Raw genomic sequence first — 19,453 nt, 5'->3', positions numbered from 1 at the left:
CGGCACGGTTTTACGGCTTTGTTTTGTCGGGCGGGAACTCGCCCTGCGCCTCGGCCTCCAGTCGGCTCAGGCGCGCCTCCAGCTGGCTGATGCGCTGGTTTACGATATCCGGCAGGTCCTGCTGGTCCAGATCGTCCGCGGGGCAGCACTTGATGTTGCCCACCCGCACGACTTCGGCGGGCACGCCCACGGCGGTGGCGTTGGCGGGCAGGTTTTTCAGCACCACGCTGCCCGCGCCCACGCGCACGTTGTCCCCGATGTACACAGGGCCTAACACCTTGGCCCCTGCGCCGATCAGCACGTTGTTGCCCAGGGTCGGGTGGCGCTTGCCGGTATCCTTGCCGGTGCCGCCCAGCGTCACGCCGTGGTAGATGGTGCAGTTGTCGCCGATTTCGGCAGTTTCGCCGAACACGATGCCCATGCCGTGGTCGATAAACAGCTTGCGGCCGATCGTGGCACCGGGGTGGATCTCAATGCCCGTCAGGTGCCGCGCCAGCTGGCTGACCAGCCGCGCCAAGAAAAAACAGCGATGTTTGTACAAAAAATGCGCGATCTTGTGCGTGACCAGCACATGAAAACCGGGGTACAAAATGATGACCTCCGCCACATTGCGGGCGGCGGGGTCCTTGTCCCGAATGTTTTTTGCGTCCTCCCACAGACCCATTACAAATCCCTCTTCCTATAAATCAGCCTCTATACACTACCTTTAATAGTAGCACACTTTTTGCCAAATGGCAACCGTTTGAAAAATTGTCAAAATGTCCAAAAGTTTGGAAAAATTTCTGTAAAATCCCTAACTCGACACGCCCCGACATTCATTGACAGCGTGCCCTGTAACGTGGTACAATATAAAAAACTGTGTACGAGAGGAGCCACACCCTATGTCGTTGTTTACCATCGGTCATAAAATCAACCGTGGGGCGTTCTTTTCTCTGTGCGCTGCACAAGGTATTTCTTTTTGACTTTTCCCGTTTTTGGGAAAAGTCTTTTTTTGTAAAACCCGCAAAAAGGAGTAAACTATGCTGATCCGCAACGCAAAAGACTGTAACGGAAAGCCGCTGGAAGTCTGGGTGAAGGACGGTAAGATCGCCGCCATCGGTCTGGGGCTGCCCCTGCCCGAAGGCGAGGACGTGCTGGACGCCAAGGGCCGCACACTGCTGCCTTCTTTTATTGACACCCACTGCCACTGGCGCACCCCCGGCTTTGAATATAAAGAGGATATCACCACCGGCTCCGCCGCCGCCGCTGCGGGCGGGTACACCTTTGTGAACCTGATGCCCAACACCAAGCCGGTCTGCTCCAGCGCCGAGATCGCCCGCGCCGTTGAGGCCGAGGCCGCCCGCGTCGGCCTGTGCGACGCCAACCAGACGGTGTCCATCACCAAAAACTTTGACGGCGTAAGCATCGACCACCTGCTCACCCTGCCCGAGGACGTCAAATTCATCACCGAGGACGGCAACGGCGTCATGAACAACGCCGTTATGGCGCGGGTCTTTGCCATTGCCACCGACCGCGGCCTGACCGTGATGTCCCACGCCGAGGATCGCGAGATCAGCCCCTGGGATTACCGCCTTGCCGAAAACATCGAAACCGTGCGCAACTGCCACCTGGCCGAATACTACGGCACCCGGCTGCACATGTGCCACGTTTCCACCAAGGAGGCCGTCGATGCCATCCGCATGAGCCGCCTGCGCGGCGCGCGGGTCAGCTGTGAGGTCACCCCGCACCACCTCTGGTTTGACGACAGCCGCCTGCAATACAAGGTCAACCCGCCCATCCGCAAGGCAGACGACGTGACCGCCCTCATTGATGCCATCAAGGACGGAACCGTCACCTGCATCGGCACCGACCACGCCCCCCACACCGCCGAGGAAAAGCAGAACGGCGCAGCCGGTATGGTCGGGCTGGAAACCGCCTTCGGCGTCTGCTACACCAAGCTCTGCCGCGAACAGCGCCTGCCGCTGGAGCTGCTCAGCTTTTTGATGAGCGCCGGTCCCGCCGCCGTGATGGGTCTGGCAGACCGCAAGGGTCTGATCGCCCCCGGCTACGACGCCGACCTGGTGCTGGTCGATCTTGACCATATGTACGAGGTCAGCGCCGACGAGCTGCACAGCAAGAGCAAAAACTGCCCCTACGATGGTGCGCTGCTCTACGGCAAGGTGGTCACCACCATCAAGGGCGGCAAGGTCACCTTTCAGATCGAAGAATAAAGCATTATAAATACGGGAGGATATAAAGATGATTACCAGCATGGACAAACTGTACGAGAGCGTTGCCGCCAACGGCCCTGTCTGCGTGGGTCTGGATACCGAGATCGGCTATCTGCCCGCCACCGATGCCGCCAAGACGGCAGGGGAGAACGTGGTGGACTTCAACCGCGCCCTGATCGACGCCACCAAGGGCGTGGCGGGCTGCTACAAGGTGCAGATCGCCTACTATGAATCCTTAGGTCTGGACGGTATGCGCGCCTATGCCGAAACCCTCAAGCTGGCACGCGCCACCGGGCTGCCCGTCATTGCGGACATCAAGCGCGGCGACATCGCCAAGACTGCCGAAATGTACGCCAAGGCGCACTTTACCGGCGATTTTGAGGCCGACCTCATCACGCTGGCACCCTATATGGGGCTTGACTCCATCAGCCCGTATCTGCCGTACTGCGCCGAGCAGGGCAAGGGCGTGTTTGTGCTGTGCCGCACCTCCAACCCCGGTGCCAAGGACTTTGAGTACAAAAAGCTGGACGACGGACGCCATATCTACGACCTCGTCGGCGACAGCCTGACCGAGCTGGGCAAGGACTATATGGGCGAACACGGCTACTCCAGCGTGGGTCTGGTCATCGGCGGCACCCACACCGAGGAGGCCACCGCCATCCGCAATGCCTACAAGAACACCTTCTTCCTGATTCCCGGCTACGGCGCACAGGGCGGCAAGGCGGCGGACATTGCCCGCTATATGAACGCAGGCAACGGCGGCGTGGTCAACTCCAGCCGCGGCATCCTGCTGGCCTACAAGAAACAACCCGGCGTAGCCTTTGACGAGGCAGCCTACAACGAATGTGTGCGTATGCGGGAGGATATTCAGGGTGAGTGCAGCAAGCTTCTCGGCTAAGGTAGCCGCCAAACAGAACCTCGCGGCGGACATCTGCCGCATTGACGTGGCGCTGAACGGGCAGGACGCCGCCCACCGCCCCCACGCCGGGCAGTTTTATATGCTGCGGTGCTGGGGCGCGGGCGAAACACCGGTGCTTTCCCGCCCCATCAGTGTCCACGCTTACGATAAAAACAGCGATACGCTGACCTTTTTGTTCCAAATCAAGGGCGAAGGCACCCAAAAGCTGGCAGCGCTTGAGCCCGGCAACACGCTGACGGTCACAGGCCCCTGCGGCAACGGCTTTGACGCGGCGGCGCTGGCGGCAGAAAACAAAAAAATCGCCGTCGTGGGCGGCGGCATCGGCACCGCGCCGCTGCTGCAGCTGTGCGCAGAATTGGCCGAAAACGGCGTAAAGCCGCAGCTGTTCGTGGGCTTCCGCGATGCAAGCTACGGGCTGGACGCCTTTGCCCCCTACTGCGAAACCATCGCTGTGGCGACGGATTCCGGCAACGAGGGGCATCACGGCCTGGTCACCGACCTGCTGGACGCAGCCGCGTATGACATTGTGCTGACCTGCGGCCCCATGGTCATGATGCGCGGCGTTGCCAAGCTGTGCGCCGCCGCCGGCACGCCCTGCCTTGCCAGCTTGGAAAAGAAGATGGCGTGTGGTCTGGGTGCCTGCCTGGGCTGCACCTGCCACAGCAAGATCGGCCCGGTCACCGTCTGCAAGGACGGCCCGGTGTTCCCCGCACAGGAGGTGTTTGACTGATGGCAGACCTGCATGTAGACTTTTTGGGCAAGCGTCTGGCCGGCCCTGTGGTGGCCGCGTCCGGCACCTTCGGCTTTGGTCCCGAGTACGCCGATATTGAGGATCTGCGCCTGCTGGGCGGCATTTCCGGCAAGGGGCTGACCCTGCACGGGCAGCCCGGCAACGAGGGCGAGCGCCTGTACGAAACCCCGTCGGGGCTGATGAACTCCATCGGCCTGCAAAACCCCGGTGTGCAGCATTTTATCGACTGCGAGCTGCCCGCCATGCGCCGCTGCGGCACCACCGTGTGGGCAAACCTCGGCGGACATACCATTGAAGAAAATGTCGAAGGTGTGCAGAAACTCTGCGCCGCCGGTGTGGATATTCTGGAGCTGAACATCAGCTGCCCCAACGTCAAGCAGGGCGGCCTTGCCTTCGGCATCCGCGCCAAGGATGCCGAGGAGGTCGTCAGCGCCGTGCGCAAGGTCTGCACGGTGCCGCTGGTCGTCAAGCTCAGCCCGCAGGCGGAAAGCATCCCCGAGATGTGCAAGGCGGTGGAGGCAGCGGGTGCCGACGGCATCAGCCTGTGCAATACCTTCCAGGCCTGCGCGGTGGATCTGGAAAAGCGCCGCCCCGTGTTCAACAACGTCTTTGCGGGGCTGTCCGGCCCGGCGGTGCGCCCCATTGCGCTGCGCATGGTCTGGCAGGCAGTCGGCGCGGTCAATATCCCCGTGGTCGGCTTAGGCGGCATTTTGACCGGGCGCGATGCGCTGGAATTTATTATGGCGGGCGCGGCCTGCGTGCAGGTGGGCACCGCGAACTTCCTTGACCCCAAGGCCTGCACCCGCATCACCGCCGAGATCGGCGACTGGATGGACGCCCACGGCGTCAAGACGCTGGACGAGATCCGCGGCTGCGCCAGAGATTAAAAATACAAAACACTTGCATTTATATGCAAAATATGCTAGTATAAGATGAATAATATACAGGAGGGCTACACTATGGCACGCGAAGCGATTGAAGTATTGAAGGAATGTGAAGCATTTTTGGAGGGGCATTTCCTGCTTTCCTCGGGCCGCCACTCCGGCGCATACTGCCAGATGGCGTTTTTGCAGCAGTACCCCGACAAGTGCGCCGAGGTCATGGCACCCGTTGCCGAAAAGCTGAAGGAGCTGAACATTGACGTCGTCGTCGGCCCCGCCATGGGCGGCATCGTCTACGCCTACGAGCTGGGCCGCCAGATGGGCAAGCGCGCCATCTTTACCGAGCGCGTGGATAACGTTATGACCCTGAAGCGCTTCAAAATTCACCCCGGCGAGCGCTGCGTCATTGCCGAGGACGTTGTCACCACCGGCGTTTCCAGCCTGGAAACCAAGCGTGTTATCGAAGAAAACGGCGGCATCTGCGTGGGCATTGCCTGCGTGGTGGACCGCACCCGCGCCGAGGCACCGTCCCCGATCCCCATCGTGGCAAGCGCCCTCAAGCTGGACCTGCCCAACTACGCCCCCGAGGAGTGCCCCATCTGCAAGGAGGGCAAGCTGCCTTTGGTGCATCTGGGCAGCCGCAAGATGAAGGAAGCGGCCAAGCAGACGCTGTGATACAAGGTTGAGAGTTAAGAGTTAAGAGTTAAGAGTTAAGATGCGGTGTGTGCGCACGCGCACACTTGATCTTGGCATACGGAATGTGTAGGGGCGACCATCGGTCGCCCGGCAATTTGGCGCGGTATCGCGTTTTCCGGGGCGGTTTTCTTGCAAGGCAAACGGGCGCGGGCGAGCAATGCTCGCCCCTACAAACCCGGCGGAAATTCGCAATCGTCCCATTAGGTTTATTGACACTCTGCACTCTAAACTCTTCACTCTAAACACAACAGGTAGGAGATAACTATGCAGTCATATCTGATTTTGGCAAACGGTCAGGTGTTCCGCGGGCAAAGCATCGGCTGCCCCGGTACCACCATCGGTGAGGTCGTGTTTGCCACCGGTATGGTCGGCTTTGAAGAAACGCTGACCGACCCCAGCTATTACGGTCAAATCATCACCCAGACCTACCCGCTGATCGGCAACTACGGTATGAATTCCGAGGACGTCGAAAGCGGCAAGATCTGGGCCAAGGGCTACATTGTGCGCGAGGCGTGCAAGACCCCCTCCAACTTCCGCAGCGAGGAAACGCTGGATGCCTTCTTAAAAAAGAACGGCATCATCGGCATTGAGGGCGTTGACACCCGCAGCCTGACCCGCACCCTGCGCGAAAGCGGCGTTATGAACGGCGCCATCACCACCGAGTTCGACCCCGATGCCGAGCTGGAGAAAAAGGCAGCCCTGATGCCCGCCATCACCGCCTATGCCGTCACCGAGGCTGTGGCAACGGTGACCTGCACTGCACCTAAGACTTTTGAGCCGACCACCAACGTCATCGACGGGCGCGAGGTCGAGACCCCGCTGCACGTCGCGCTGCTGGATCTCGGCTGCAAAAATAACATCGTGCGCTGCCTGCAAAAGCGCGGCTGCCGTGTCACGGTCTTGCCCGGCACCGCCACCGCCGCCGAGCTGGCAGCTCTCAACCCCGATGGGCTGATGCTCTCCAACGGTCCCGGCGACCCGGCGGAAAACGTCGGCATCATCGCCAACATCAAAGAGATGCTGGACACCGGCATCCCCACCTTCGGCATCTGCCTGGGCCATCAGCTCACCGCGCTGGCTGCCGGCGCCAAGACCTGCAAGCTCAAATACGGGCATCGCGGCGCCAATCAGCCCGTCACCAGCCCTGCCAAGCAGCGCACCTTTATCACCAGCCAGAACCACGGCTACGCGGTTATGGCGGACACCCTGCCCGAAACCGTCGGCAAGATGAGTTATTTCAACGCCAACGACGGCACCTGCGAGGGTATGGATTATTTCAAGTGGAACTGCTTTACCGTGCAGTTCCACCCCGAAGCTAACGGCGGCCCCAAGGATACCGAGTTCCTGTTTGACGAGTTCGTCAAGCGTATGCTCGCAGCAAAAGGAGTGATCAACGATGCCTAAAGACCCGCGTATCAAAAAGGTGCTGGTGATCGGTTCCGGCCCCATTATCATCGGCCAGGCGGCGGAGTTTGACTACTCCGGCACACAGGCCTGCCGCGCATTGAAATCCGAGGGTGTGGAAACGGTTCTCGTCAACTCCAACCCCGCTACCATTATGACCGACCCCGATATTGCCGACCATGTCTACATCGAGCCGCTGACGGCCGAGGTCGTCGAGCGCATCATCGAAAAAGAAAAGCCCGATGCCATCCTGCCCAACCTCGGCGGTCAGACGGGTTTGAACCTCTCGATGGAACTGGCCCGCAGCGGCTTTTTGGATCGCAGCGGCGTGCGCCTGCTCGCCTGCAAGCCCGACACCATTGACCGTGCCGAGGATCGCCAGCTGTTCAAGGACACGATGGAAAAGCTGCACCAGCCTATCATCCCCTCCAAGGTCGTGGAAGATCTGGACGATGCGCTGAATTTTGCCGAGGTCATCGGTTACCCCGTCATCGTGCGCCCCGCCTTTACCATGGGCGGCACCGGCGGCGGCATCTGCGAGGACCGCGACAAGCTGCACGAGATCGCCACCAACGGTCTGCGGCTTTCCCCCATCCACCAGATTCTGGTGGAAAAGTGCATCTCCGGCTGGAAGGAAATTGAATACGAGGTCATGCGCGACTCCAAGGGCAACGTCATCACCGTCTGCAATATGGAAAACCTGGACCCCGTCGGCATCCACACCGGCGACTCCATCGTCGTGGCGCCCAGCCAGACCCTGTCCGATAAAGAGTACCAGATGCTGCGCACCGCCGCGCTGGATATCATCACCGAGCTGGGCATCGAGGGCGGCTGCAACTGCCAGTTTGCCTTAAAGCCCGACTCCTTCGAGTACGCGGTCATCGAGGTCAACCCCCGTGTGTCGCGCTCCTCCGCGCTGGCGTCCAAGGCGACGGGCTATCCCATCGCCAAGGTTGCCACAAAGATCGCCCTCGGCTACACGCTGGACGAGATCACCAACGATGTCACCGGCGAAACCTGCGCCTGCTTTGAGCCTGCGCTGGACTACGTCGTCGTAAAATACCCCAAATGGCCGTTTGACAAGTTCGTCTACGCCGACAAGTCGCTGGGCACCCAGATGATGGCGACCGGCGAGGTCATGGCAATCGGCAACAGCTTTGAACACGCCATGATGAAGGCTGTTTCCTCCACCGAGCTGGGTCTGGACACGATGACCCTGCCCGACTTTGAAAAGCTTTCCACCGAGGAGATCATCGAGCATCTGCATGTGCAGGACTCCGAGCGCGCCTTCTGCGTGTACGAAGCCCTCAAGCGCGGCGTGCCGCACGACACCATCTACGACATCACCAAGATCGACTGGTGGTTCCTGGACAAGCTGCAGCACCTCGCCGATATGGAAATAGCGCTGCAAAACGGCGCCCTGACCGAGGAAAAGTACCTCGCCGCCAAAAAGCTGGGCTTTTTGGACAAGACCATCCGGCGCCTGTCCGGCGCCGAAACGCTGCCCGCCCACCCCGGTGCAGCCTTCAAAATGGTCGATACCTGCGCCGCAGAATTTGCCGCTAAGACGCCGTATTTCTACTCCACCTGCGATGCCGACAACGAGGCGGCGCAGTTCATTGCCGAGCGCAGCGACCCCAACAAGAAAAAGGTGCTGGTATTCGGCTCCGGCCCTATCCGCATCGGTCAGGGCATCGAGTTTGACTACTGCTCTGTTCACGCGGTCTGGACGCTGAAAAAGCACGGCTGCGAGGCGGTGCTGGTCAACAACAACCCCGAAACCGTTTCCACCGACTTTGACACCGGCGACCGCCTGTACTTTGACCCGCTGAACCCCGAGAGCGTGGATCAGATCATCGCCACCGAAAAGCCCGACGGCTGCCTGGTGCAGTTCGGCGGTCAGACCGCCATCAAGCTGGCCAAGCATATGGACGACATCGGCCTGCCCATTCTGGGCACCCCGGCCGACGCCATCGACGAGGCCGAGGACCGCGAGCGCTTTGACGAGCTGCTGGAGCGCTGCGGCATTCCCCGCCCCGAGGGCCGCACCGTCTACACGCTGGAGGAAGCCCTGCAGGCGGCGCAGGAGGTCGGCTACCCCGTGCTGATGCGCCCGTCCTACGTTTTGGGCGGCCAGAACATGATCGTGGCGTACAACTCTGCCGACGTCACCGAGTACATGGGCGTTATCACCAAGCATGTTGACATGAGCCACCCCGTGCTGATGGACAAGTACATCCTTGGCACCGAGTGCGAGGTCGACGCCATCTGCGACGGCACCGATTATCTGGTGCCCGGCATCATGCAGCAGGTCGAGCGCACCGGCGTACACTCCGGCGACTCCATCTGCGTTTACCCGCCGTACACCTTCAGCCAGAAGGTCATCGACACGCTGGTCGATTACACCGGACGTTTTGCCCGCGAGCTGAAGGTCGTGGGTCTGGTCAACGTGCAGTACGCGGTGCAGAACGACCGCGTCTATGTCATTGAGGTCAACCCCCGTTCCTCCCGTACCGTGCCCTACATCTCCAAGGTTACCGGCGTACCCATGGTCGATCTGGCCGTGCGCTGCACCCTGGGCGAAAAGCTCAAGGATATGGGCTACGGCACCGGCCTGTGGCGCAACGGGCAAAGCCCCTACACTGCCATCAAGGTGCCTGTGTACAGCTTCCTGAAGCTGCACGGCGTGGACACCATGCTGGGACCCGAGATGAAATCCACCGGCGAGGTACTGGGCATTGCGCCCAACTTCCACGAGGCGATGATGAAGGGCCTTGTGGCTGCCGGTTACCAGTTCAAGACCCCCGGCCCCGGCTCCTGCGTGATCATCTCGGTCAAGGACAGCGACAAGCCCGAGGCTGCCGAGCTGGCCTGGAAGCTGCACGACTACGGCTACAAGATCTACGGCACCCCCGGCACCGCCAAGTTCCTCAACGGCCAGATGGTGCCCTGCAGCGTCGTGCGCCAGATGAGCGAGGCGCGCCCCAACGTGCTGGACCTGCTGGAAAGCGGCCTGGTGGACTACATTATTTCCACCAGCCCGCACGGCCGCGACCCGCACCGTGATTCCGTTAAGTTCCGCCGCAAGGCGACCGAGCTGTCCATCCCGACCATCACGGCCATGGACACCGCCCGCGTGCTGGTAGACGCCTTGCGCGGCGACCATGACATCAGCGAAATGGAGCTGGTGGACGTGGCAGCCCTGCACCGCGACGCCGCTGCCGGCAAATAAACACAGCCATGTGCCCGCGCCCGCAAGGGCGCGGGCTTTTGCGTCAAAAAAGCACGATGTATCGGTTTGAAATATTTCAATCCACCAAGTGACGAATTTTTCAACAAAATTTACCATGTTTTTTATGGCATTTGACGATTTTGTGTGGAATTGGTAAAAAACGCTTGATTCTGCGCACAATTTTCTCTATAATATGGAACGTAACAATTCTGGGCAATATGCCTAAGTGATAGGGAGTTAATGATATTATGACCAGATCTCAGTTGATTACTAAAGTGGCAAACGAAACCAACCTGTCCTGCAATGAAGTAGAAAAGGTTATGGACGGCATCTTCGGCACCATCGGTGATGTGCTGAAGAGCGGCGACAAGGTCACCATCGCCGGCTTTGGCCGCTTCGAGATGCGCGAGCGCCAGACCAAGAACTTCACCAACCCCAAGACCAAGGTCACCAGCAAGCTGGAGCCGACTGCCATCCCCGGCTTCAAAGCCAGCGGCCGCCTGAAGGACAAAGTTGCCAAGTAATCACAAGACCGAAGTTGTTAAGGGCCTTTCCCGAACAGGGAAAGGCCCTTTTAGTTTTGTGCGCAAAAAAAACGGTGCGCCCGCCTGGCGGACACACCGTTTTTGAACTCTGAAATCTGTGCGCTGCACGCGCAGCGCTGACGTAAAATTTTGCTTATACCTGCAGCTGCTGCGGGGGAATGATGGTGCGCCAATCCAAGTCGCCGCGGCCAAGACCCAGCACCAGCATTTCAGCGGTGGCGATGTTGGTGGCAGCAGGCACGTTGTGCACATCACAGACACGCAGCAACTGCATTTCAAACGGCTCGTTGGGCTTTGCACTGATGGGGTCGCGCAAAAACAGCAGCATATCCACCTCGTTGCAGGCGATGCGGGTCATGATCTGCTGGTCGCCGCCCAGGCTGCCGGACATAAACTTCTGCACGGGCAGCCCGGCCTTTTCCTCCACCAGATGCCCGGTCGTGCCGGTTGCAATCAGGGTGTGCTGGGAAAGGATATGCTTATACGCGCGGCAAAAATCCGCCATAAGCTCTTTTTTGGAATCATGCGCAATCAGTGCGATCGTCATAAAAAGCCACCATCCTTGTCGGCCAAACTGCCGTATATTTTAATAAGTAAGCGGGACCCTTTGCCCGCAAAGTCTTTTTGCCATAGCCTGCCCGGCAATCACCGCCGGGTCTGCGGCGGGGGGCACGCTGCCGTTGGCACCCGCCAGCTGCAAGGGCTTGCTTTCGGGTATCACGGCCAAAAGCTGGGCGCCCACGGTGTCAATGCACTCGTCCAAATCGGCCACGGCCGCGCGCTTGCCGAAGCTGTCGCGCGTGACGCGGTTCATGACCAGGCGCACGGCGTCCTGCTCGCGCGTGGAGGCAAGCAGCCGATCCGCCACGATCTTTCCGTCGCGCAGGGCCACGGGGTCGGGTGTCAGAACCAAAAGTGCCTTGTCCGCAATGCGGTCGGCGGCCGTAAACGGCGCACCCATACCGGCGGCGGTGTCCAGCAGGATAAAATCGAAATAGGGGCGCATGGCACTTACCAGTTTGCCCAAGGGCGCGGCAAGAACCTCGCCGCCCTCGTAGGGGGCGCTTATGACCGAAAGCCCCGTGTACAGGGGGCTGGGCACAATGGCCTTGCCGCCCTCGCATCGGCCGCACAGGACGTCCTCTATATCATAGACGGTGCGCCCGTACACGCCGGCAATAATGTCCACACTGCGCAGGCCGGAATCCAGCTCGATCAGCAGTACCTTGCGGCCCAGCCGTGCCAAGCTTGCCCCCAAAAGCACCGAAACTGTGCTTTTGCCGGTGCCGCCCTTGCCGGAACATAACATGATACATTGTGCGTTCACGGCAAGCCCTCCATGTGTCCTTGTAACAAACACTTGTACGACCTTATTCTAACACAAAATCCGGAACATAGCAACAGGTGTGTGCGTAAAAAATCAAGGATATTTTTTGAACAATTTAACGATGCGCCGCCCGAAACCGCAAGGTTGGCACCAAATGCGCAATTTTTGCAAAGCGCAGCGGGGTCTGGCGCGGCGTTATCCGCCGAAGTACAGGTTAAACACGTCCCGCATGATCGGTGCCGCGTTAAATCCGCCGCCGCCGTATTCCAGTACCACGGCCAGCGCAATTTCGGGCGCCTGTGCGGGGGCGTAGCCGATCAGCACCGAGTTGACATAGTGCCCGCCGCCCGCCATTTGCGTCGGCAGCTGGGGGCTGCCGGTCTTGGCCGCGCAGGGGACAACGATCTGCCGCAAAACGCTGCTGCCCTGCGCCATGCGCACCATGCCGTCCCGAATGGGTTCGAACACCGCCTCGCCGCCTGCAGCCTCGACAAATTGCGGCGTATATTGCCAGACGGTTGCCCCGTCGGCGTCCACGGCGTGGTCGGCAAAATGCAGCAGGGGACGCCGCCCGCCGTTGGCCAGCGCCGCCGCGTAGGCCGCCAGCTGCACGGGCGTCAGCGCCGTGTTGCCCTGCCCGATGGCGGCCATCAGGGTCAGCCCGGCCTGGTAATTTTCGTCGCCCGACCAGGTCAGCCGTCCGGCTGCGGCAGGGGTCTCCACGCCGACATCGACGGCCAGCCCCAGCTGCTGCGCCGTTTGGCTGAAAACATCCACCCCCAGCCGCCGCCCGACATCGTAAAAAAAGATGTTGCAGCTGTATTGCAGGGCGGTGCGAAGATCCACCGCGCCGCTGTGGCGGTCCTGCAGGCATCGCGGCTGATAGCCGCTGTAATAGAGGTACCGCCCTGTGCAGTTGACCGTGTCATAGGGCGAAATGCCCTGCTGCAGGGCAGCGGCGGCCACGGCGGGCTTAAAGGCAGAGCCTGGGGCGTACAGCCCCTGGCAGCAGCGGTCCAGCAGCGGGGCGCGGGTGTCGGCGCAAAGGTCGGCGTAGTCGCGGCGGTAGGTGTTCAGATCGTAGTTTGGGTAGTTGGCGGCGGCCAGAATGCCGCCGCTGCGCACGTCCACCAGAACGGCGGCCCCTGCGCAGGCTTTGTGCTGCGCATTGCCCGCGGCGGCGCGCAGGGTTTCGATGCGGTTTGCCAGCGCGTCCTGCAGCGCCTGCTGCAAGGCAGCGTCCACTGTCAAAACCAAATCGGCGCCCGGCTGTGCGGCAGACAAAACCCGCCGTGCGGTCACGGTGCCGCTGCGGTCTACGCTTACGACGGTGCGCCCGCTCTGCCCGCGCAACAGTGTGTCGTAGGCCTGCTCCAACCCGCTTTGGCCCAGGCGCTCGTCCATGGCAAGCCCCTGTGCCTTGGCGCTCTGCCATTGCTCGGCGGTGATGGCCCCGGTAAACCCCAGCGCGTGGGGCAAAAGGCTGCCCTGCGGCCACACCCGCACGCCCCGCGCCGCCAGCCGCACGGCACCGCTTTGCACCAGCCCCGCACGGTACAGCGCCGCAACGGTCTCGGCGTCGGCGTTTTGCAAAACGGGCAGCTCGCCCGCCGATGCGGTACAACAAAAGGCGGCAAGTTGTGTTTCCACATCCTTGCCGCCTGTCAGGGCGCTGAGCTGTTGTACGGTTTGGGGTAGCGATGTCCCGTCGGGGGCGGGCACACGCAAAAGTACGTCAAAGGCGGTGTCGTCCTGCGCCAGGACAACGCCGTTTCGGTCCAGGATACTGCCCCGCGCGGCCTGTTCGGTCACGGTGTACCGCGTGGTGGAAAGTTCTGCGACCTTTTGGGCGTAGTGGTCGGCCATGGCAAACTGCATCCAGGCCAGCCGCGCCAAAAACAGCGCAAACACGGCCGCGCACAGTACTGCCAGCACCACAACACGCCGACCGCGTCGGCGGCGCGGGGAATCGGGCTGTTTCACGCGGAACACACCTTTCTGATAACAAACTACTTATATTGATTATAGAAAAAAATCCGAAAAAAAGCAAGCACTCAGCCGCAGATGAAATAGATTTCATCCCAAAAATCGGCGGTGTCCCGCAGCATGACCTGCCGTGTCAGCCCGGCGGATTCCGGCTGCGGGACGTCAGCGAACACACCCAGCCAAAACCCGTCCGGCGTGGCAGCCACCGTGCCCGCGCCGTCGCGGCAGTGCAGCGGCAGCCCAACCAGCCGCCAGCCATTTTGGGTCTGCAGCAGACCGCCGCAGTCTGCGGCCAGCCCCGCCGTGGGGCAGTGCCCGCTGCCGGCCCACGCCATCACGCAGCGGTCGGTGCCGCTTTGGACAATGCGCCCCGCAAACCGTCCGCAGCTGTCGGTCACGGCGCTTCCGACTTCCCCGCGCCCCGCCAGCACCAGCGACTCCGGCAGCCGCGCCAGCACGCGGGCGGGACGCTGCGAACCCACGGCGCGTGCCGAGCCGGTCAGTGTGCGCAGGGCGGCGTTTTCGGCCTCGGCGTCCGCCAAAAGAGCAAGATGTTCACGCAGCTGCGCGTTTTGCTGCTGCAAAAATTCCAGCCGTGCCGTGTAATGGGGCAGGCAGAAATCCCCCCAGGCGCGTACCGCCCTGCGCGCTGCGGCAGGCAGCAGGGCAAGCACCAGCGGCAGCGCCAGCGCGCCGCCCAACACCCACCACGCCCACGGGCGGGGACGGCGGCGGGCAAACTGTAAACTTTCTCGCATACAAACCCCTTCTTTTTGCAAAAATGTTGCACAAACACGGCGGTTTTTGGTATAATGTTTCTAACATTGCTGTATAGTGTAAGGAGCTTTAGCCATGACCTGTAAACTGTTGCTTTTGGATATCGACGGAACCCTGCGCCCGGAGGGGTGCAGCACCATCCCCGCAGAGAATGTCGCCGCCATCAAGGCTGTGCAAAAACTGGGCGTTAAGGTGGCCATTGCCACGGGCCGCAGCCGCGCGGGGGTGACGCAGCAGATGCTGGCGGGCCTGCGCCCCGACGCGTGGCTTTGCGCGGGCGGTGCCCAACTGGCGGACGCCAAGACCGGCGAGTTCTCGGTGCATCGCCTTACGCCGGAGGAAATGTACGCGCTGGTGGATTTTTTTGAGGATCACGACCTGCCGCTGCGGTTCAGCTTTCACGATGCGAACTACGCCTACATCGGCTATGACGAGTTCAAGCGGGTGGAAAAAGAGCTGAAACTCGACAACCACATTGTGGACGGCGAGGATCAGGAGCAGCATCTGGTCGAAATGCCTTTCGGCGCCTTCGGCATGCTGCCGCAGTCGCTCGAGCCCGCCTTTGCGGAAAAATACGGCTATCTCGATCTGGACATCGTACACTGCCCCCCGGACAGTCCCGCCTGCGATATTCTGCAGGACGGCGTCAACAAGGGTACGGGTCTGCTGGAATTGGCCGAGCATTTCGGCATCGCTCTCAGCGAAACGGTGGCCGTGGGCGACGGCGACAACGACATCCCCATGCTGCAGGCTGCGCGCATCGGCATTGCCATGGGCAGCGGCAGCGAAAACGCCAAGGCGGCGGCGGTCATCGTCGGCCCCGACGCCGCGCCCCACGGCGTGGCGGATATCTGCCGCCAACTCTGGCCGGAGGCCTTTTAAGCCGTGGCGGCCGCATACACCCATGTGGGGCCGGGCTTTGCGCCCATTTGCGGAAACCACGCCAAAGCGTTGATTCTGGGCAGCTTTCCCAGCCCCAAAAGCAGGGAACAGGGCTTTTATTACGGCCACCCGCAAAACCGATTCTGGCCGCTGCTGGCAGCGCTGACGGGAACGCAGACCCCCCAAACCATCACGGAAAAAACCGCGCTGATTTTGCAAAACGACCTGGCGCTGTGGGATACCGTGCAAAGCTGCGATATCTGCGGCGCGTCCGATGCCTCCATGCGCAATGTGCAGCCCAACGATGTGGCCGCCCTGGTGCGAAAATTGGGCGTACAGGCGGTGCTTTGCAACGGGGCGGCTTCGGGGCGCGTTTATGCAAAATATGCGCAGGCGGCCGCCGGTATACCTGCCGTAGTGCTGCCCAGCACCAGCCCCGCCAACGCCGCATGGAGCATGGAACGCCTGCGGCAGGTGTGGGGCAGGGAATTGGGAAAATATATAAACGGCGTTTAGAATCGCAGCGACCCCCGCAGATTTTGCACAAATCGCCTTGCAAGCGGACAAAATTTGTTCTATAATACAGGTAACCGCTTATTATAAAGGAGCACACTATGAGCAAATGGGTAGAAAAACAGAAAAAACCTGTTCTGCCGTTGTATTTTGCAGCGCTGGTGTGGCCGATCGGGGCACTGGTGCTGCCGCCGTACCGCCTGTCCAACCTGCTGATTTTAGCGGGGCTGAGCCTGGCCGCTTACGCGGCGGGCAGCCGCTTTTGCCCCATCCGCGTCATTAAGACCGAGGTTCCCTACGCCACCGGCAGCGAGGACGTGGACGCGATGCTCAACGGCATTGCCGCTGATCTGGACGCGCTGCACGACCTCAACGCGCAAATTCCTGACACGCAGCTTTCCGCCGCCATGACCCGCATGGAAACAGCGGGCCGCAGCATTGCCGCCGTTGTGGCGGATGCCCCCGATAAAGCGCGCGAGATCGACCGTTTTGCCCGCTACTATCTGCCGGAGGTCGTCAAGCTGATGCGCGCTTACGCGGAGCTTGAGAAAAACGGCGTCAAAGGCGAAAACGCCGCGCAGATCCAGCGCGAACTGCGCCAAAACGCCGAAACCACCGCCGCCGCCTTTGAAAACCAGCTGGATGCGCTGTACAGCGCCGCCGCGTTGGATATCAGTACCGATATCGCTGTGTTGGACGGCATCTTAAAAAGTCAAAACTTAACCAAATGATGAGGAAACCAACAATGGAGATGGAAAAGGCTATTCATTTTGGAGTTCGTGTTCAAAGCGCAAAGTATGGTTTAAGACTGACAAGAGAAAAATATGCGATAATCAATCAACGCGCGTCGCTACCGAAGTTTAAGTCCCTCGAAGCAAGGGGAGCGTATACAGATGTGACAGGTAGATTCTATACGCGGGAATGGTGTGAGAGCTATCGAGAGGTTATTCTACAAAATTTCGATTTAAGTATGGAGCATTTTAGTAAGATAGATGCTGAGGAATTCAATGATGCGATTGAACGCTTCCTTAAAAAGAACAAAAAATTTGAGAAAGTCATAGATTTAAAGGAGTGGAATGGTCCGGGATATTATCTTATGGTACTTGATGACTATAAACAAGCATACCTAGGAACGGCGCAAAGTATACGAAGAAGAATTCAACAGCACTGGGCAGCCACGAAAGAGTTTGACCGATTATTATTTCCTATGTATGCGGTAGAAAAATCTATAATGTCAATAGATGTGTTCAGAGCGTTGGATACGACTAGAATTTATGCGTATAGAACGGGGCGAACATATATATCCGAAAATAGGTTTATTAAGGATTTTCCGCCGGATTTTTTGTGTAATCGCATAGGAGGCGGATTGGGAGATAAGAATGCGCCGAGGATTCTCGGCAGTGTAGATAGAGCGTTGGCTGAAAGAGAAAATGTTAGAAATATGAGTCATAATGAATGACATGATAAGGAAAGGATGGTACCCTGCCATGGCTGATCTGAACAACGAACTGGACCTGAACACCCCCGCCGCCCCGACCCTGACCTTCGAGACCGAGGCGCCCACCCTGACGCTGGACCCCGCCGCCGACGAGAAGGTGGTCGAGGAGGCCAAAAAGGCCGCCCCCATCAAGGTGGAGGATACGCCGCTTTCCCCCGAAGAACAGCAGATGGTCAACGACTTTGCCGAGAAAATCGACATCACCAACTCCCAGATGGTGCTGCAATACGGCGCCGCCAGCCAGAAAAAGCTCAGCAGCTTTTCGGAAACCGCGCTGTCCCGTGTAAAAACCAAGGACATGGGCGAGACCGGCCAGCTGATCACCGGCCTGATCGGCGAATTGCAGGGCTTCGACGCCACCGAGCAGTCCAAGGGACTCTTCGGCTTTTTCAAAAAGCCCGCCCAGAGCATCGAAACGCTGAAAACCCGCTACGAGAGTGCCGACAAAAACGTGGAGCGCATCAAGACCCAGCTGGAGGATCACCAGGTCACCCTGATGAAGGACATCACCATGCTGGACAAAATGTACGAGCTGAACCTCGTCTACTTCAAAGAGCTGACGATGTACATCCTCGCCGGCAAGAAAAAACTGGCGTATGTACGCGAAAACGACCTGAAGGCTGCGCAGGAAAAGGCACAGCGCACCCAGCTGCCCGAGGACGCACAGGCCGCCCGCGACCTGGCCGACCTCTGCGACCGCTTTGAGAAAAAGCTGTACGATCTGGAATTGACCCGCAACGTGTCCATTCAGATGGGCCCGCAGATTCGGCTCATCCAGTCCAACGACACGATGATGGCCGAAAAAATCCAGACCACCATCATGAACACCATCCCGCTGTGGAAAAACCAGATGGTGCTGGCGCTGGGCATCGCCCACAGCCAGGAGGCCATGAAGGCAGAGCGCGCCGTGACCGACGCCACCAACGAACTGCTGAAAAAGAACGCTGCCACGCTCAAGCAGGGCACCATCGACATCGCCAAGGAGTCCGAGCGCGGCATTGTGGATATCGAGACCCTGAAGCAGACCAACAAGCAGCTGATCGAAACGCTGGACGAGCTGAACAAGATTCGCGCCGACGGCAAGGCCAAGCGTGCCAACGCCGAGCAGGAGCTGGGCCGCATTGAGGGCGAGCTGCGCGCCAAGCTGATGGAGATCAACCAGTAAAGGAAACCGCTATGCAACTGGAACAACAGGAAAGTTTTACCATCCACGGCCCGCAGCTGGAAATCCTGGGCGAGGCGGAAACCAAGCTGCCCGCCCCCGCGAAAAAGCGGCCCGTGGCGGCGGGCGTGCTGGCGCTGTGTGTGCTGGTGTCGGTGTTCGGCATCGGCGGTAATGCGCTGAAAAGCCAGTACCGCGCCATCTGCGGTACCTACACCGCTACCGACAAATACGGCCACGGCATCCAGCAGGATTTTGACACGCAGGCGGACGCCGCCGCGAACCTGATCCGCCTGTGCGAGCCGGTGTTGGGCAGCGATAACGATGCCGTTTCTACCGCCACCGACACCCTTGGCGCGTGGAATACCTCTGTGCAGGAAAACGGTGCGGAGCCGTCGGTTCAGTACGCCGCCAACAAGCAGCTGTACAGCGCGGTGGACGCCCTGTACGCGGAAGGCAGCGCCAAGGCGGGCAGCGATGTCAAGCGTCAGATGGATAACCAGTACGACGCCTTTGTGTCGGCGCAGGCTACCATAGAGCGCGCCGCCGCAGCCTACAACCAGCAGGCGGACGCCTACAACAAAAAGGCGGCGGCTTTCCCCGCCAATGTTATTTCCGCGCTGTGGGGCGTGGGAGAAGTTCCAAGTTTTTCCAACACAAAATAAGGAAA

19 protein-coding genes are annotated in these 19,453 nt (G+C 60.1%); 14 read left to right on the top strand and 5 right to left on the bottom strand.

The window, feature by feature from the left end:
• Nucleotides 1-10: 10 nt before the first annotated feature.
• On the bottom strand, nt 11-664 hold the full coding sequence (epsC, locus tag Q0I19_RS06815; protein WP_294759780.1) for a serine O-acetyltransferase EpsC: 654 nt from the start codon (nt 662-664) through the stop codon (nt 11-13).
• A 355-nt stretch (nt 665-1,019) separates the two neighbouring features.
• Between epsC and Q0I19_RS06810 the strand changes: the two genes are divergently transcribed.
• From Q0I19_RS06810 to Q0I19_RS06775, 8 genes are all read left to right on the top strand, one after another.
• The gene (locus tag Q0I19_RS06810) at nt 1,020-2,210 is read left to right on the top strand and encodes a dihydroorotase (protein ID WP_294759778.1); all 1,191 of its coding nucleotides are present in this window, start codon (nt 1,020-1,022) and stop codon (nt 2,208-2,210) included.
• A 31-nt stretch (nt 2,211-2,241) separates the two neighbouring features.
• The gene (gene pyrF, locus Q0I19_RS06805; protein ID WP_294759868.1) at nt 2,242-3,108 is read left to right on the top strand and encodes an orotidine-5'-phosphate decarboxylase; all 867 of its coding nucleotides are present in this window, start codon (nt 2,242-2,244) and stop codon (nt 3,106-3,108) included.
• A complete protein-coding gene (locus tag Q0I19_RS06800) occupies nt 3,083-3,859 on the top strand; it encodes a dihydroorotate dehydrogenase electron transfer subunit (protein WP_294759776.1) in 777 nt (258 codons plus the stop codon). The genes pyrF and Q0I19_RS06800 overlap by 26 nt, the downstream gene beginning before the upstream one ends.
• Entirely contained in the window at nt 3,859-4,767 is a 909-nt protein-coding gene (locus Q0I19_RS06795) for a dihydroorotate dehydrogenase (RefSeq protein WP_294759774.1), read from the top strand. The genes Q0I19_RS06800 and Q0I19_RS06795 overlap by 1 nt, the downstream gene beginning before the upstream one ends.
• Nucleotides 4,768-4,839: 72 nt before the next feature.
• Nucleotides 4,840-5,436: an orotate phosphoribosyltransferase gene (gene pyrE / locus Q0I19_RS06790; RefSeq protein ID WP_294759772.1), complete on the top strand. Its 597-nt coding sequence runs from the start codon at nt 4,840-4,842 to the stop codon at nt 5,434-5,436.
• Between the two features lie 285 nt (nt 5,437-5,721).
• Nucleotides 5,722-6,861: a carbamoyl phosphate synthase small subunit gene (locus Q0I19_RS06785; RefSeq protein WP_294759770.1), complete on the top strand. Its 1,140-nt coding sequence runs from the start codon at nt 5,722-5,724 to the stop codon at nt 6,859-6,861.
• Nucleotides 6,854-10,093 carry a carbamoyl-phosphate synthase large subunit gene (gene carB, locus Q0I19_RS06780; RefSeq protein WP_294759768.1) on the top strand — a complete coding sequence of 1,080 codons (3,240 nt, stop codon included), beginning with the start codon at nt 6,854-6,856 and terminating at the stop codon, nt 10,091-10,093. Before Q0I19_RS06785 ends, carB begins: the two co-directional genes overlap by 8 nt.
• 248 nt (nt 10,094-10,341) lie before the next feature.
• Complete coding sequence (locus tag Q0I19_RS06775) at nt 10,342-10,617, top strand: HU family DNA-binding protein (protein ID WP_294759766.1); 276 nt, start codon at nt 10,342-10,344, stop codon at nt 10,615-10,617.
• Nucleotides 10,618-10,771: 154 nt separating this feature from the next.
• On the opposite strand, the gene mgsA is transcribed toward Q0I19_RS06775, so the two are convergent.
• The 4 genes from mgsA to Q0I19_RS06755 form a co-directional block, all read right to left on the bottom strand.
• A complete protein-coding gene (gene mgsA, locus Q0I19_RS06770; RefSeq protein WP_294759764.1) occupies nt 10,772-11,185 on the bottom strand; it encodes a methylglyoxal synthase in 414 nt (137 codons plus the stop codon).
• Between the two features lie 39 nt (nt 11,186-11,224).
• Nucleotides 11,225-11,965, bottom strand: coding sequence for an AAA family ATPase (locus tag Q0I19_RS06765; RefSeq protein WP_294759763.1), 741 nt, complete (start codon nt 11,963-11,965; stop codon nt 11,225-11,227).
• Between the two features lie 195 nt (nt 11,966-12,160).
• On the bottom strand, nt 12,161-13,948 hold the full coding sequence (locus tag Q0I19_RS06760) for a penicillin-binding transpeptidase domain-containing protein (RefSeq protein WP_294759761.1): 1,788 nt from the start codon (nt 13,946-13,948) through the stop codon (nt 12,161-12,163).
• 71 nt (nt 13,949-14,019) lie between these two features.
• Nucleotides 14,020-14,709, bottom strand: coding sequence for a hypothetical protein (locus Q0I19_RS06755; protein ID WP_294759759.1), 690 nt, complete (start codon nt 14,707-14,709; stop codon nt 14,020-14,022).
• 94 nt (nt 14,710-14,803) lie between these two features.
• Here Q0I19_RS06755 and Q0I19_RS06750 point away from each other — a divergent pair, with 94 nt between their 5' ends.
• The 6 genes from Q0I19_RS06750 (at nt 14,804) to Q0I19_RS06725 (ending at nt 19,448) form a co-directional block, all read left to right on the top strand.
• The gene (locus tag Q0I19_RS06750) at nt 14,804-15,610 is read left to right on the top strand and encodes an HAD family hydrolase (RefSeq protein WP_294759757.1); all 807 of its coding nucleotides are present in this window, start codon (nt 14,804-14,806) and stop codon (nt 15,608-15,610) included.
• A 3-nt stretch (nt 15,611-15,613) separates the two neighbouring features.
• Complete coding sequence (locus Q0I19_RS06745; protein ID WP_294759755.1) at nt 15,614-16,126, top strand: DNA-deoxyinosine glycosylase; 513 nt, start codon at nt 15,614-15,616, stop codon at nt 16,124-16,126.
• Between the two features lie 98 nt (nt 16,127-16,224).
• Nucleotides 16,225-16,854 carry a 5-bromo-4-chloroindolyl phosphate hydrolysis family protein gene (locus tag Q0I19_RS06740; protein ID WP_294759753.1) on the top strand — a complete coding sequence of 210 codons (630 nt, stop codon included), beginning with the start codon at nt 16,225-16,227 and terminating at the stop codon, nt 16,852-16,854.
• Between the two features lie 14 nt (nt 16,855-16,868).
• On the top strand, nt 16,869-17,582 hold the full coding sequence (locus Q0I19_RS06735) for a hypothetical protein (RefSeq protein ID WP_294759751.1): 714 nt from the start codon (nt 16,869-16,871) through the stop codon (nt 17,580-17,582).
• A 28-nt stretch (nt 17,583-17,610) separates the two neighbouring features.
• Entirely contained in the window at nt 17,611-18,786 is a 1,176-nt protein-coding gene (locus tag Q0I19_RS06730) for a toxic anion resistance protein (RefSeq protein ID WP_294759749.1), read from the top strand.
• An 11-nt stretch (nt 18,787-18,797) separates the two neighbouring features.
• The gene (locus tag Q0I19_RS06725; protein WP_294759747.1) at nt 18,798-19,448 is read left to right on the top strand and encodes a hypothetical protein; all 651 of its coding nucleotides are present in this window, start codon (nt 18,798-18,800) and stop codon (nt 19,446-19,448) included.
• Nucleotides 19,449-19,453 lie beyond the last annotated feature (5 nt).

It is taken from the genome of uncultured Gemmiger sp. (assembly GCF_934561205.1).
In the GTDB taxonomy this organism is placed as follows: domain Bacteria; phylum Bacillota; class Clostridia; order Oscillospirales; family Ruminococcaceae; genus Gemmiger.
This window is presented reverse-complemented; position numbering and strand designations above follow the sequence as displayed.

Coding starts and splice junctions, on each gene's coding strand:
- epsC (WP_294759780.1), bottom strand. CDS start 664: ATGGGTCTGTGGGAGGACGCAAAAAACATTCGGGACAAGGACCCCGCC.
- Q0I19_RS06810 (WP_294759778.1), top strand. CDS start 1,020: ATGCTGATCCGCAACGCAAAAGACTGTAACGGAAAGCCGCTGGAAGTC.
- Q0I19_RS06795 (WP_294759774.1), top strand. CDS start 3,859: ATGGCAGACCTGCATGTAGACTTTTTGGGCAAGCGTCTGGCCGGCCCT.
- pyrE (WP_294759772.1), top strand. CDS start 4,840: ATGGCACGCGAAGCGATTGAAGTATTGAAGGAATGTGAAGCATTTTTG.
- Q0I19_RS06785 (WP_294759770.1), top strand. CDS start 5,722: ATGCAGTCATATCTGATTTTGGCAAACGGTCAGGTGTTCCGCGGGCAA.
- carB (WP_294759768.1), top strand. CDS start 6,854: ATGCCTAAAGACCCGCGTATCAAAAAGGTGCTGGTGATCGGTTCCGGC.
- Q0I19_RS06775 (WP_294759766.1), top strand. CDS start 10,342: ATGACCAGATCTCAGTTGATTACTAAAGTGGCAAACGAAACCAACCTG.
- mgsA (WP_294759764.1), bottom strand. CDS start 11,185: ATGACGATCGCACTGATTGCGCATGATTCCAAAAAAGAGCTTATGGCG.
- Q0I19_RS06755 (WP_294759759.1), bottom strand. CDS start 14,709: ATGCGAGAAAGTTTACAGTTTGCCCGCCGCCGTCCCCGCCCGTGGGCG.
- Q0I19_RS06750 (WP_294759757.1), top strand. CDS start 14,804: ATGACCTGTAAACTGTTGCTTTTGGATATCGACGGAACCCTGCGCCCG.
- Q0I19_RS06740 (WP_294759753.1), top strand. CDS start 16,225: ATGAGCAAATGGGTAGAAAAACAGAAAAAACCTGTTCTGCCGTTGTAT.
- Q0I19_RS06735 (WP_294759751.1), top strand. CDS start 16,869: ATGGAGATGGAAAAGGCTATTCATTTTGGAGTTCGTGTTCAAAGCGCA.
- Q0I19_RS06730 (WP_294759749.1), top strand. CDS start 17,611: ATGGCTGATCTGAACAACGAACTGGACCTGAACACCCCCGCCGCCCCG.
- Q0I19_RS06725 (WP_294759747.1), top strand. CDS start 18,798: ATGCAACTGGAACAACAGGAAAGTTTTACCATCCACGGCCCGCAGCTG.